Source organism: Bacillus kalamii (assembly GCF_047238185.1).
Lineage (GTDB): Bacteria > Bacillota > Bacilli > Bacillales > DSM-1321 > Bacillus_AD.
This window is the reverse complement of record NZ_JBDFMI010000006.1, coordinates 826,997-839,479: the sequence shown is the minus strand read 5'-3', so window position 1 is coordinate 839,479 and position 12,483 is coordinate 826,997. Positions and strand designations below refer to the sequence as shown.

Annotated in this window: 12 protein-coding genes; 1 reads left to right on the top strand and 11 read right to left on the bottom strand. The window is 43.9% G+C overall.

From position 1 onward, the window contains the following. From ABC357_RS22010 to ABC357_RS21980, 7 genes are all read right to left on the bottom strand, one after another. Entirely contained in the window at positions 1-726 is a 726-nt protein-coding gene (locus tag ABC357_RS22010) for a P-loop NTPase family protein (protein WP_412889662.1), read from the bottom strand. After that, a complete protein-coding gene (clpP, locus tag ABC357_RS22005; protein ID WP_412889661.1) occupies positions 695-1,273 on the bottom strand; it encodes an ATP-dependent Clp endopeptidase proteolytic subunit ClpP in 579 nt (192 codons plus the stop codon). The genes ABC357_RS22010 and clpP overlap by 32 nt, the downstream gene beginning before the upstream one ends. 24 nt (positions 1,274-1,297) lie before the next feature. After that, positions 1,298-1,978 carry a sigma factor-like helix-turn-helix DNA-binding protein gene (locus tag ABC357_RS22000; RefSeq protein ID WP_412889660.1) on the bottom strand — a complete coding sequence of 227 codons (681 nt, stop codon included), beginning with the start codon at positions 1,976-1,978 and terminating at the stop codon, positions 1,298-1,300. Between the two features lie 74 nt (positions 1,979-2,052). Continuing rightward, positions 2,053-2,871: a GNAT family N-acetyltransferase gene (locus ABC357_RS21995; RefSeq protein ID WP_412889659.1), complete on the bottom strand. Its 819-nt coding sequence runs from the start codon at positions 2,869-2,871 to the stop codon at positions 2,053-2,055. Positions 2,872-2,987: 116 nt separating this feature from the next. Then, positions 2,988-4,661, bottom strand: coding sequence for a hypothetical protein (locus ABC357_RS21990; protein ID WP_412889658.1), 1,674 nt, complete (start codon positions 4,659-4,661; stop codon positions 2,988-2,990). Positions 4,662-4,663: 2 nt separating this feature from the next. Then, positions 4,664-5,449, bottom strand: coding sequence for an ABC transporter ATP-binding protein (locus ABC357_RS21985; RefSeq protein ID WP_412889657.1), 786 nt, complete (start codon positions 5,447-5,449; stop codon positions 4,664-4,666). Between the two features lie 168 nt (positions 5,450-5,617). Next, positions 5,618-6,658 (bottom strand): class I SAM-dependent methyltransferase, encoded by a 1,041-nt coding sequence (locus ABC357_RS21980; RefSeq protein ID WP_412889656.1) that lies wholly within the window; start codon positions 6,656-6,658, stop codon positions 5,618-5,620. A gap of 201 nt (positions 6,659-6,859) precedes the next feature. Here ABC357_RS21980 and ABC357_RS21975 point away from each other — a divergent pair, with 201 nt between their 5' ends. Then, on the top strand, positions 6,860-7,522 hold the full coding sequence (locus tag ABC357_RS21975; protein WP_412889655.1) for a lysoplasmalogenase: 663 nt from the start codon (positions 6,860-6,862) through the stop codon (positions 7,520-7,522). A 27-nt stretch (positions 7,523-7,549) separates the two neighbouring features. On the opposite strand, the gene ABC357_RS21970 is transcribed toward ABC357_RS21975, so the two are convergent. From ABC357_RS21970 to ABC357_RS21955, 4 genes are read right to left on the bottom strand one after another with little or no spacing between them, the layout of a single operon-like run. Continuing rightward, a complete protein-coding gene (locus ABC357_RS21970; protein WP_412889654.1) occupies positions 7,550-9,007 on the bottom strand; it encodes an aldehyde dehydrogenase family protein in 1,458 nt (485 codons plus the stop codon). Further along, on the bottom strand, positions 8,976-9,584 hold the full coding sequence (locus tag ABC357_RS21965) for a DUF3156 family protein (RefSeq protein ID WP_412889653.1): 609 nt from the start codon (positions 9,582-9,584) through the stop codon (positions 8,976-8,978). Before ABC357_RS21965 ends, ABC357_RS21970 begins: the two co-directional genes overlap by 32 nt. A gap of 2 nt (positions 9,585-9,586) precedes the next feature. Continuing rightward, on the bottom strand, positions 9,587-11,020 hold the full coding sequence (locus tag ABC357_RS21960) for an APC family permease (RefSeq protein WP_412889652.1): 1,434 nt from the start codon (positions 11,018-11,020) through the stop codon (positions 9,587-9,589). Next, a complete protein-coding gene (locus tag ABC357_RS21955) occupies positions 11,008-12,195 on the bottom strand; it encodes an iron-containing alcohol dehydrogenase (protein WP_412889651.1) in 1,188 nt (395 codons plus the stop codon). The genes ABC357_RS21960 and ABC357_RS21955 overlap by 13 nt, the downstream gene beginning before the upstream one ends. Positions 12,196-12,483 lie beyond the last annotated feature (288 nt).

The window sequence follows — 12,483 nt, the reverse complement described above, 5'->3', positions numbered from 1 at the left end:
CTATCCCCTCTTTTCTACTTGTTGCTGGGCCTTCAGACTAAGCAAGTATTGATTCATTTCCTTCTTATTCTTCAATTGAATGACGTCTTTTGTTCCATCGAGTGCGCGTAATCTCTCCCTCATCGCGGCCTTTCTGCTCCTATACGTTCTCAAAATAAATCTAATGAAGGCATAATCGATTTTTTCCGGACAGCCTTCGCCCATGTCGATTCTTGTTTTCCCAATATGACATACCCATCTTTTAAAAACACGGAATAGGCATGTGCTAAGAGGCATTTCCAAATAAACAATAGTGTCCGCTTTTTCCAACCTGACCGGAAGGGTGGAACTGTAATTTCCATCAATAATCCATTGATCCTGTCCGACAAGCCCTTCCTGGACAGCCGTGAATTCCTCAACGGAGGATTCCACCCAGCCAGGCTTCCAAAAATAAGCATCCAGGTGAAAGACAGGCATTTGCATAATTGCGCCCATCTTCTGGCTGAATGTCGATTTCCCAACACCAGACGATACTCCTATCACCATTACCCGCTTCAATCCATCCCCTCCTCGCATCTGTTTGTGGAATATATTGTAAACTACTCCCTTGAAAGATACAATCAATAAATCGATGCTATTGTCCCTGTTAAAATTGCACGAGCTCCATTCTTTTAAAGAAAAACCGCCCATGGTCAACCATGGGCGGCTTTCTCCTTTATTTGTGCAGTACGGCGTCGATAATTCCATATTTCAAAGCTTCCTCGGCATCCATATAATAATCGCGGTCGGTGTCATGCTTCACCTGCTCTAATGGCTGCCCGGTCAAATCAGCTATCATTTTATTGATCTGTTCTTTCAGTACTAAAATGCGACGGGCCGATATTTCGATTTCAGTCGCTTGCCCTCTTGCTCCTCCTAGCGGCTGATGGATCATTACCTCACTGTTTGGAAGGGCATATCTTTTTCCTTTTTCTCCGGCCATCAACAGCAATGCCCCAAATGATGCAGCCATGCCGATACAAATTGTACTTACTGCCGGCTTGATGAAGTTCATCGTATCAAGTATGGCAAACCCAGCAGATGTCGCTCCCCCTGGACTGTTGATGTAAATCGATATATCCTTATCCGGGTCATCTGCAGCCAAGAATAATAACTGTGCTACCACTGTATTGGCAAGAGCATCCGTAATCTCTTCCCCGATCAGGATAATTCGGTCCTTTAATAGTCTTGAATAAATATCATAGGAACGCTCTCCACTTTTTGTCTGTTCAATTACATATGGAATCGCAGTCATCTTTATGCCTCCCTCGTTAAATTGCTATGCAGCCAAATAGAGAGAGTGCTTCGAATGAGTAGAGCTTTCTGTACGGCCATGAACAGAATGAATTGGGTGCAAGGAAAGCAGATGATGAAGCCGCTTAATCAACAACTGTGGTTCATTGCGGGTTATAGAAGACCATAGCCATTGCATCATCTCTTCTTTTTCTTCATCTAGGTCCTGTTCCTGTGCTTCTTCATCCTCTTCAAAAGATAAAAGCCGTTTTTTCGAACGATGCAGCAACGCCTTTACTGCCGTTTCATTCGTCTGCAGCATGAAGGCGATTTCCTTAGAGCGGTACTGGAACACTTCCTTGAGAATAAACACAACTGCTTGCTTCGCCGTTAATAGGTGAAGCATGCGTTCCAATACCTCTTTAGCTGTTTCAGAAGACAGCGGATCTACAATAAACACGTCTTCCACTCTCTCCATCAGCTCGATGTCTTGTCTTCGCTTATTGTCAACCCAGGCGTGGTAAGCGATCTTACGGAACAAGGCTTGATGGAGCTCCTCGGCCTCCCCGTATCGTTGCATCGCCTTCAGCATCGTATCCTGCAATAAATCTTCTCCATCAGATAAATTCCGGCACAGGAATAAGCAATATTTTCTCAAAGCATTGTAATGCTCCATGAATCGCCCGTAGTCCTCTTCTTCCTTTCTGTTACACTCGCTGCCATTCATTGCACTCACTCCTTTACACTCTCTCTATTACCTAAACGGTCCGCTGAGCAAAAAAGATACGGGGGTATATCATTTTATCTGCCGAATAAATAATAATCCTGGGTATGGTATGCCTTAAAACCGCATTGCTCATACAACCGAAGGGCATTTTTATTTTTTAACGCCACCTCCAAGCGTATATCTTCACAGCCGTCTGCCGACAATTGCAGAACTGTCTTGATCAATGCCGTTTTCCCATATCCATTGCCTTGCTTATCTGGATAAATGGCAAACCCGGTAATCCACGATTCTCCATCCAGACGTGAAAGATGAATCTTGCCGATGGCCTTTCCTTCAGCTTCAATCAGATAATCTTGTTTCAGTTTGGCTTCCTCTGTTGTCTTTTCATAATCCTTGATGGCGGCATCCTCAATACCGAAGCACACTTTATCCAATTCCATCATAGTAGGGATATCGCCCTTAGCCGCATTCCTTAAAGTGACTTCTTTCCCAAGTTGCTCTAACCGGCCCGGCCTCCACTTCATTTGCATTTCGGAAAAAGCATAGGTTGCCTGTACAGACTCCAGCCATCCTTTTGCCGCAGCTGAGTCGGCTGGAGCGTTCAATAAGATCGGTTCATCCTCCGGAAACATCGTAAGCAAACGGCTGAATAACAAAGTGAATAACCCTTTCCTTCTGTAGTCGGGATGGACCATACCGCAAATCTCCACTTCATTTCCGAATTTATAATAAGCGATGAACGCCACTAATTTTTTATCTTCATAATAGGGTATTTCACACATTTCTTCTCTTGTTTCAAGCGTGGGCCAATTCAGCTTTAATTGGATGCCGTCATATTCCTCGCATAGATTCTGTAATTCTTTTATTTCATTTAATTGTTGGTTTGAAAGCATTTCGAAGCTCCTTTTTCTTTAGTTGTGGCTGTATTCTACAAGATTGTTGTTTTATAGATAAGATAAGGGATGCAAATTATGAGCGCGGCAGATCCGTTCTTCGGCAATCATGTCCTTTAAAATGCGGCTGGACGATTCTTCGCATCTACTGCCCTTTTCCCCTTCCTTTCCGGAAAAAAACGGCTCCAAAAGAATACAACACTCACAGCCAATACGGCGATGTAGATCCATAAAGCCATATTCCCAAGCCGGTTTATCCCCATATGTATCGAAGTAAGGACAAATATAATGAATGTCGCATAAAACAGCTTGGCACCGCTTGATTCGATTGCACCATAGCTGACTGAAAAAGGAAGATAAGGGTGGATAATAGAATACGAAATCAGCGCAACCAGCAACAAATTCAAAAAGACGGCCAATAAATCCGGCAGAACCGATACCCCGAACAGAATAGTGAAGCATACACTCTGGATAAGTATAAGCGGCATTAAATATCGGACTGTCACTGCTTTTAAAGCTGCCTTATGCAATAAACCGACAGAACGGACAGGTGCAACCGTAAAAATCCAAGCTCCCTTATACTTCTCGGAGTATTGAACGAATGACACCACCGCCGGCACCATCAATCCGGTGAAATAGATGCTATAAAAAGCGAAATCGTTTATTCCTTTCAAGCCCGTATCCTGGATACTCGTAAAAATAAGGATAAAGGGAAGGACAAGCGATAATCCCAGTGATGGAAACACCTTCAACTTGAATTCACGCTCATTTCGCAGAATATCGTTGGCGAACACGAACAGGATTCTTTCTTCCCGGGAAGTGCATATGATTTTTGACATGAAGGTTATAACGCTTTTTTTATTCCGCTTGGCTGCATTATTAACCTGCGTCAGCTTTAACAAACTGTTTTCAAAGGCAGGCATGCCTTTTGCATACACTATGATCGCGATGACTGGAACAACTAAAGCGAGTATAGTGAGTGCCAGCATTATGCCAGTTGCAGGCATCCCCATAACAAGGCCGAACGGCGCGCCGTACCAGAGCGGCGGCAGAAGGATATGCCACCAATGCGGCGTATATACAATGTGGAGATCCACAATATCAAAGATACGGATAATCAGCTGATACCCAACAGCAAGCGCCAATGATAGCCCAATTTGAAAATAATTGATGACGTTCTTCAATTTTTCTCCATCAAAAAATTTTAAAATGACCAAATAAAGAAGGACGGTCAATACAATGACGAATAAATTAATGACAATCAGTTCAATCAGCATGACAACAGCAAACGATAGGCCATACCGAGGTATGCTTGCGATCAGCCCAGGGCCTCCGAGGCATACTGTTATATAAAACATATAAATCATTAAGTGTATGGTCTTAGCCATTCCTAGCGTGGCGGAACTGACAGGCTTTGATAATATGATGTTCTTATCCTTCGTATCAAGCAATACAGAGGAAAAATCAGAAATAAGGGACGTCATCAGCATGAACATGACAACGGCAAAAAACAAGCTCATTTGATAGACGATATTCTGATTCATTACGACAAAAATAATCAAGAATAATCCGCACAAAGCATAAATCCATAAAGAGCTAAGAAACATATTTTTATCTTTGGTTTCCTTATCCTTTTTACGTGTTTGATTGCCCAATGCCAAAGGAACTCTCCTGGCATCCATCAGGAGCTTCAGCTGCAGAATATTCCTCATGACCGGATAATCGACCCCCACTTTCTCCAATAACGGGCGAAAACGGTCTACAGCGTACAATATTTTAAAATCTTTCATGTTTACACATCCCTATTTACGGCGGCGACAAATGTTTCTGCAAGCGCTTTATGTTCACTGAAGCCTGTCAATTGGTTGAAGATTTGTTCCAGGCTTCCCTCTTTGCTGAGTTCCTGCAATTCTTTGAAACTTCCATCCGCCATAATGGTACCGTCATTCAGCAGCAGGATACGGCTGCTGATTTTCTCCACTACATCCATAATATGCGACGAATAGAAGATCGTCTTGCCCTCTACAGCGAGCTGTGCCAATATTTCCTTCACGACAATGACAGAATTTGCATCCAATCCGCTCAATGGCTCATCCAAGAATAGAATATCCGGATTATGCAGAAGGCTGGCAACCAGCATGATCTTTTGCTTCATCCCTTTGGAAAAGGTCGTAATTTTGGAATCAAAGATTTCTGAAATGCCGAATACTGAAAGAAGCTCCAACGCTTTCCTTTCAATCCCATCTCCAGCAAGCCCATATAATTCTCCTACAAAAGTGAGGTATTCCCTGGCTGTTAAGCTATCATACAACTCTGCTGTTTCAGGGACATAACCGATTCTATTTTTATAGGAAATCGGATCATCCTTAATATCTCTGCCAAATATCCGTATTTCTCCCTTATAATGCTCGATTAAACCGAGCATCAATTTAACGGTTGTGCTTTTCCCCGCCCCATTCGGTCCGATATAACCGATAATCTGCCCAGGATACACATTCAAACTGATGTCTTTCAGTACCTCCTTGCTTCCGAAATGCAGCGATACATGTTTAAGTTCAATAATCTTTTTTTTATCCAAAAGCGTTTCACTCCCCGTTCAATCAACTATTGCGCCTCTTTTATTTAGGCAAAGAGTGTCACTACCCTTTTCCCCATCCTAGAGACAATATGTATAAAAAGCACAGCCCGGAACAGTTGTCACTGGAATGACACCATCCCGGGCTTTATCGGCAAAACATTCTATGTCTTAACGCGGGCGCGCAACAATCCCGTTGTGCACTTTAATATAGCCGTGGCGAAGGATTTCAAATCCACCTTCATAGACATATAGCCCCATTTGTTTAATATCCATCAGCTCTCTATACGTATGGTTCATAACATCTGCCATGATCTCGTAGAATAATTTGGATTTAAGCTGTGATCTCGGTGTAGTCATAATGGCATACCCTCCAGGCTTGAGAAACTTACGGTGCCAGTCCATCACTTCCTGCTTATATTCATCCGGGAAATGCTCCAGCAAGCCCACACTGATGACCACATCAAATTCCCTTCCAAACGACAAGTTCCGGATATCATCCACTATATACTCTATTTTCATGTCATCCTTATACCATACTTTTGGATGGCCGGAAGATGGGTTTATACCAAGGAAAGGATATTGTTCTGGGAATAAACCGAATCGGTCGGTTGCACAAAATTCATCGTAATCCACCATCACCACTTCGCCGCCAGGATACATCGCCGAAAACTGCATTGCCTCATACCCTTCTGCGGCTCCCAGGAATAAAATACGCGGTTTTTCCACATCGAGGCCTTCGAATAAAGCTCTCTTCCCGCGGGGATCCCAAATTCCATCCGATATACGATGTGCGTAATTCCAGATGGATAAACGGATTGTTTCACCCAAAGCCTCCTTCACATCATGAAAACGAAACCGGGCAAGATGTTTCCACATATCTTTTTTCGCTTGCGACAGCTCGGCAGGCACATCTTTAACGAACCATTCATGGAATGATTTATTGAAGAACTCCCATGAAGCCTTCACAGACATAGGGCCATTTTCATCTTCATATGTCTTTTTCGACTGCGCAACACTCTTAACTTCATAGGGCTTTCCAATGTCCTTCCAGGTAACCTGTGACCAGTCCAATACCTGGTTGGCTTTAATGAATTGATCAAGATGTTCATTGGTGGGATTCCTCAAATCGATTCGATAGCTCGGAGAAAGCTCTGTATAATCCAACGCATATTCCTCTCTGCCAATAACGTCCTGCTCCATCATTGCCATGGCGTATCCTCCTTTTTTCCGACAACATTTCCCAATACTCATACATTCGGCACATATAGGCCATTTCCTTCTTTCATTGTATGAAGAAAGGAAGCTGCAGATGAATGGCATACCCTCCGTTGTCTTCATGGCCAAAAAGGTTTTTTCGTTTTCACAGCGAATATATGTATATCTCATATCATGCTAAGGGGATGATTGGCTTTGAAAAAGAACATCATACTGGTTTTATTTTTTATAACAGCTCTCTTATTCATATTTTTTATTCCAAAGGAGAATGAGGCAATCCGGCTTATGTTTAAGATTTTGCCAATGTGCTTATTGATGCTTTTAGTCTTGATAACACCAAGTCCGCTATCAAAAAAATGGATATTGGCAGGTCTGCTTTTTTGCACATTGGGCGACGCGCTGATCATTTATTCGTTCATTTTTGGACTGGGTTCATTTTTAGTGGGACATCTTTTTTATATAGCGTACTTTGCCAGCAGGAGAAAAAGGAAGGTCCTTTCCGCTATGAGCTTTATTCCATTAATCGCATATGGGTTATTTATGGGCTTCAAGCTGGCAGGCTCATTGCAAGGACAGGGAGAAAACGGTTTAATAGCGCCTGTCATCCTTTATATCCTTGCCATTTCATTGATGGGATGGACCGCAGCCATGACACACAGCCGGACAGCTATCCTAGGCAGCTTGCTATTCATCGCTTCCGACAGCATCCTTTCATGGAATCTCTTTGTATCTCCTATCGCCTATCATGATAGTTGGATCATGGTTACCTACTATGCCGCACAATGCCTTATCTCGCTCAGTATGCCTGCGAAATCGAAAGATATTTATATATCCCGCACAAATTATCAGTATAAGTAAAAGGAAGGCGGAGACTCTGCCTTCCTTTTACTTATACCAGCCGCTCGGCTTCACATCTAAATTAATGTTAATTTGCTTCGTTTCCAAATATTCCTCGAATCCGAATGTACCTAACTCCCGGCCTATTCCGCTTTGCTTATATCCGCCCCATGGAGCTTCATTGAATGTCGGATGATACGTATTGATCCATGTGATTCCGGCTCTTAATTTCTTGATGACACGCAGGGCTTTTGCGCCATCATTCGTAAAGACAGCCCCCGCTAATCCATAGTCGCTATCATTCGCCAGCCTGATGGCTTCTTTTTCATCCTTGAAGGTTTGAATAACCAACACGGGACCGAATATTTCCTCCCGTACAATACGCATGTCCGGAGTGGTTCCTGTAAAAATGGCAGGGGCTACAAAATAGCCTTTATCAAACATTCTCGTGCCGCCGCACAACAGTTCAGCCCCCTCCCTCTTTCCGATTTCTATATAGGAAAGGACCTTTTCCATATGTTCCTGTGAAATCAATGGACCCATTTCTGTCTCTTTATCCAATCCAGAACCGACCTTTATACCCTTTGTCCGCTCCACCAATTCGGAAACAAACTTGTCATAGATGCTTTCCTGAAGGAGCAGACGCGAACCCGCTGAACATACTTGCCCTTGGTTGGCAAAAATAGCATACATGGCATAGTCGACTGCACTGTTGAATTCCGCATCCTCAAATACGATATTAGGAGATTTCCCCCCTAACTCAAGGCTGACTTTCTTAATATGGTCCGCAGCTGCTCTCATGATGAATTTTCCCGTGTCTGTCCCACCAGTGAATGAGATCATATCCACCATCGGGCTTTCCGCTAAAACTGCCCCCACTGTCTCACCTGCACCCAATACTAGATTGGCCACTCCTGGCGGAAACCCAATTTCATCAAGAATCTCAAAAAAGGCGATTAAGGATAAAGGCGTTTGTTCAGCCGGTTTTATGACGACCGTACATCCGGCAGCCAAGGCAGGTGCTAGCTTCTGGACCGCCATGACCAGCGGATAATTCCAAGGGACAATCTGCGCCACGACCCCTATCGGCTCCTTCACCACCATCGCCTGAATATCTTCCGGAACATCATAGACCTGGCCGCTCGGTTTGGTGGCGATTCCGGCATAATATCTGAGCTGGTTGACGGCATCGGCTACATCGCCCTCTGCTTCCGGCAACGTTTTCCCATTATTGATTGTCTCTATTCTGGCAATCTCGCTCGCTCTTTCTTCAAGCCTAATGGCTGCCTTTAATAATAATTCTGAGCGTTCCCTGGCCGAAGTATCTCCCCAGCCATTTTCGTAAAATGCTTGATGCGCAGCTTTTATTGCCTTTTCAGCATCTTCTTTTGTACCATCAGCCACTTCAGCAATCACTTCTTCTGTAGCTGGATTGATGACCGGCCTTTTTTCTCCGTTGCTTCCATCAGTCCACCTATTGTTGATATACATTCTGTCTTTGCTCATTCTGTTTCAAACCCCTTCCGGATAGATAATAAGCCAGTTTGTTGAATAATTGCTTTGTTTGCTCCACTTCCTTGGCCTCTGGCTTGCGGTAATATCGGATGGGCGGTATGAGGATCCAAATGAACTCCCCGTAATTCGGCCAAAGTTGAACCGTCCATCTATTTTCTTTTTTTGAATAGGACAGGGACAGCTTTTCGTAGTCCCCTAGTTTACATATAGCAAGAAGCTCTTTATCCTTATTCAACTCCATGCACAAAGAATGGTTCTGCTTGGACCGAAAACTGGGGAACCCATCAACCTTGCCCCGTTTTTTCCCGCTATATGATAGAGTAATAAGCTGGTCTTCAAACTGATGGCTGCTCTTCATGGAAAAGTGCCATTGCAGAATATAAATGCGCCCCATCCATTTATTGATAACTTTGTAGAAAGCGCTCACATGTTCAAACCCGAATTTGCTTCCATCCATCCGGACTGCATCTTTATCTGCCGAATATATAGGCATCTGTTGTTTGAATAAATCAGTTGTTCTCCCCAGATTAGCCGAGGCCCTTTGATTGACTATTGAATATATACCCATCTTTACCCCTTCTCGATCGTTTGATTTTGTCCTGTTCCCTCCGAACTGGATTCGTACTCGAATTCACTTCTTTCCTCAATTCCTTTGAATATTGAATCTAAGGGTACCGGCTGGAATAACTTTTGGCGCGTGGCCTTTAAGTAACCGATTCCGAACAAAAGGATAATAGCGATTACAACCAGAGATATTTTTAGAACTGTCATATCTATATACAATGTGTAAATCATATACAGGCAAGCTACAATACCGACAATTTGAGGAAGTGGATATAAAGGCGTCTTGAATGGACGGGATACATTCGGGTATCGTTTGCGCAATACAATGACATCTACCTGTGTAATGATATAGGAAATCAACCATGTCCCACATGCGACTGAAATCATGGTCGTTACAAAATCAATATTCGCATTATTAACAAACGCATAAATGAGAACAATAAGGGTCAAGCCGATGACAAAAAAGATCCCTACCCACGGCGTACGTGTTTTCGGGTGTAAATATGCGAATATTTTCGGCAATAATCCTTGCCGCGATAAGCCGTACAGCATCCGCGGAACCGCTGCTAAATACGTATCGCAAGTGGTGATAGCCGCTATGATGGATACAATGCCCATTAAAACGAGGCCGACTGATCCGAGCATGGCTTCCGCTCCATCCACATGAGGAATGGTTGACTCCGCCAACCGGTCTAGCGGGATGTACTTAGTTACACCTAAGCCAAAGAGTAAATCGACGACCCAAATGGTGAAGCAGCCAAACAGCATGGCGAGCGGGATATTTCTGCCCGGATTTTTGATTTCTTCCGCTAAAGGCGTAACGAACTCCATTCCGATGAACAACCAAATGGCTATGCCGAGAGTGCCTGCCTGCTCCTTCCACGTTAGCGGCGAAAACGGAGGCTGCTCAGACAGCTGTTCCTGCGTACCGACTCCCAAAATCCCCATCAAGCCAAGAATGGCCAATAAAGCCATCATAGAAAGAGCAAGAATGGTTTGCACCTTTCCGAAAACAGCGACGCCCAGCATATTGACGGCAGCTAAAAATGCTAAAATCAATAGAACAGCAATATACCAGGGAACACCGGTCAACGTTTCAAACGACTGGCCTCCGACGATCATATTAGTGCCTCCATCTGTTCCGACAAGGACGATATATCCGGCAAGGACCCCGAACATGGCGGCCAGTTTACCAAGAGCAGGAGTTGTATACTCCCCTACCATCCCTGCCCCCGGGATCATCGCTGCCATTTCGGAATAAGACAGGGCGACACACAAAATGACAATCAATGAAACAAAGGCGATGATACTGAATGCCGGTCCGCCATTTCCATAGCCGTTGCCAAGCACAACCATAGCCGAACCAGAAACCACTAAACCGACCGACGCTGAATAAGCTGCCCAAAAACCGAGGGTCCTTTTCAATTTTACTTGTTCCATAGTATCCTCCCTTTCTTTCCTTTGTACGCTGCATGGAACAAGGACATATATTCATTAACGGACAATGGCCTTGGATTGCTTGACGCTGATACATTCCGGGTAGCTCCTTCTGCCAAATAAGCAAAATCCTCAGGTTCAATGTTGTCCACATCGGCCATTTCCGGAATGTTCACTGTCTCTGCCAGCCAATAAAGCTTGTCCACCCCTTCATAGGCAATTTCTTCAGTCGTTTTGCCGGCTGGCTGGACTCCCAGCCTTTTTGCCACTTCCGCATGCTTCGGTATGTTGGAAGGAATATTGTACTCGAACACATAAGGCAGAATCATGGAATTGGCTACCCCATGAGGCGTATCATATAAGCCGCCTAAAGCTTCTGCCATGCAGTGCACTCCCGCCACATCCGAATTGCCGAAAGCGATGCCTGCAAGAAGGCTGCCAAGCATCATTTGCTTCCTGGCATCCTCATCGGCTCCATCTCGATAGGCACGCGGCAGATTTTGTACAATCAACTCCATTGCATACAGAGCCATTGCATCCGTAAGCGGATTTGCCAAATTGCAAGTGTAGGCTTCAATAGCATGGGTGAGGGCATCCATGCCGGTTGATGCGGTAATGGGTGCCGGAAGTGTAAAAGTCAGTTCCGGATCAAGCAAGGCGATTCTAGCTGCCATTTTTTTATCAAGAATATTCATTTTCTGTTTGGAATTCGTATCGGTTATAACTGAAAAAAAGGTAATTTCACTGCCGGTTCCAGAAGTAGTGGGAATGGAAATAAGGGGTGTAATCGATTTTTGAAGAGTATTTATGCCATACCAATCTTGAAGTGAGCCTCCATGCTCCAGAAGGATGCCAACAGCTTTTGCAGTATCAATGCTGCTCCCTCCCCCAAGGCCAATCAAAAGATCGACCTTCTCTTTTTTGGCAAGGCGATAAGCATCCATACAGTCTTTATCCTTCGGATTTTCCTTAATGGAATCAAAAATGAGATAACGGAACCTTCCATGGTCAAGGATATCCGTCACTTTTTTGACAATCCCGGCGTTGCCGATCCCTTTATCTGTCAGGATCATGATCCGGCTCCCTCCCAATTCACGGACATATTCAATCAAGCTATGGATCTTTTTTGTTCCAAATTCAATCCGGGTCGGTAAACTAAACATGAAATCTTCTTTCATACATTCGCCTCCTTCATTCTTTTGGCCCAAACAGAGATAGCCTATCAGAACGGCAACCCTATATGGTACCTATTGCACACTTGCTGGCTGAAGAACGGATCCCCAATCACCAAATCTACACTTTATACACTATATTACAAACTATTAAAAGCAGATTTAATAGACAAAATGTCATATTTTAAAACAATATTTTCGACAAAATGTATAAATACTGCCCGATGTTCTTAATTAAAAGCAAAAACATTGACGTTCATTCTGATGCAGCGTACAATTATCTCGAATTAAAGA